Here is a 1,394-nt window from a genome sequence, read left to right as displayed (position 1 = left end):
ACTGTTGCGATTGGTTTTCTTGTTTGAAGCGGCACATGTGACATGAATTTGTGCCGGATTATCGTTTTATGGCGTGTCAATCCCTATGTGACCATCACTGCCCCTATGAACGTTGGGAAACGTTGTTTTTTTCGACTCTTTAAAAGCAAAGCTGTTACGTAAATAAACGCATCAACTGATCTGCGGTCAATACCAATAAACCAAACATCAAATGCGACATCACTTTTTCGCTACCACGCACCCGTACTGTCGTGCCACCAAATTCGTCTTTCAGCCTGCCATTGGTACGTTCAGCTTGCGTGCGTTCTTTATAACGCTGTTGTTCATGCGGGGCGAACGGTTTCTTCTCCCCGCCGCGTGCGTTGTGATCAATTAATGGCACGTGGCCAAGACTTTTGCTGTGTGCCCTTAACTCTTCACTGCAATACGCTGCATCCATCAAATCGTACAAATTCGTTACTCGTGCGGCCGTCATCGTTGCTAACGGCACCGCCGTTTGACTATCGTGCACCGAGGCGCTGGTCAATAGCGCACTGATGGCAACGCCGCAGTCAGCGGTGTCGATATGCAGCTTGTAGCCGTTCCAACTCACTTTATAACCTTGCGCATTGCATTTAGTGCCGCGGTCACACTCTTTGGGTAAAGCATTGACGATGCTCGGTAAAGTTTGCGTCAACTGCCAGCCTATCTTGGTCACTTTCTCTTCCTTTGGCGGCCTTATCTCGCCTTTCTTTGGCCGTCCACGGCGCTGCTTTTGGGCCTTTTCTACGGAAACAACTTTCATGTGTTTCTTCGGCTTCTCGCGCGCCGCAATCGCCGTGCCGTCACGGCTGATGTGTCCAATGAGGCTGTCGCCTAAATAACTCTTGATCAGCGCTTCGTGCACTTTCTCCGCTAATTTGGCTTGGGCAAATTCGCCAAAGGCGCGCGAAAAAGTGGCTTCATTCGGAACTTCTTTCCACATCTCAAAGCCGCACAGCCGTTTTAAACTGCGATCCATCGTCAATCGTTCTATTAAGGCCGCTGTTGTATTGAGCCCCAACACAGCTTTGGCGATGAAGGCGCTGGCCAATGCACCACGGTCATGCGGTTTGCGTCCTATCCCTTGCCATTGGTCCGACACAAATTCTTCGATGCGCACCCAGTCTAGTACATGAATCAATTTTTCCAGCTTCGGCGTCAGTGACCCGCATTGCTGTTTTATCTCCGGTAGCAAATCGTGTTGCAGTAAATTCCAGCGTTGCATTATCAGCAGGCGTTGTGTAGGATTCATAGCGGAGCGCAGATGGTTGTTTAGTCACTTTCATCTTGCCAGAAATGGCCGCTCCTTTCTCATCTATTTTGCGCTTCTCGCAATAAAATTACTCTCCGGTGTTTCGTTTTGCAAGAACCTC

At 49.4% G+C, this 1,394-nt stretch carries 1 protein-coding gene; it reads right to left on the bottom strand.

Going from position 1 to position 1,394, the window contains the following annotated elements:
* Window positions 1-154: 154 nt before the first annotated feature.
* Window positions 155-1,273 carry a transposase gene (locus AAKU61_RS22585; protein WP_322117783.1) on the bottom strand — a complete coding sequence of 373 codons (1,119 nt, stop codon included), beginning with the start codon at window positions 1,271-1,273 and terminating at the stop codon, window positions 155-157.
* Window positions 1,274-1,394 lie beyond the last annotated feature (121 nt).

Origin of the sequence: Undibacterium sp. GrIS 1.2 (assembly GCF_040544435.1) — a bacterium.
Taxonomy (GTDB): Bacteria; Pseudomonadota; Gammaproteobacteria; order Burkholderiales; family Burkholderiaceae_D; genus Undibacterium.
Note: the sequence above shows the minus strand (reverse complement) of the source record. Positions and strands in the feature narration are given on the sequence as shown.

Excerpts from the sequence above, each read along its gene's own strand:
- AAKU61_RS22585 (WP_322117783.1), bottom strand. The coding sequence starts at position 1,273 with ATGAATCCTACACAACGCCTGCTGATAATGCAACGCTGGAATTTACTG.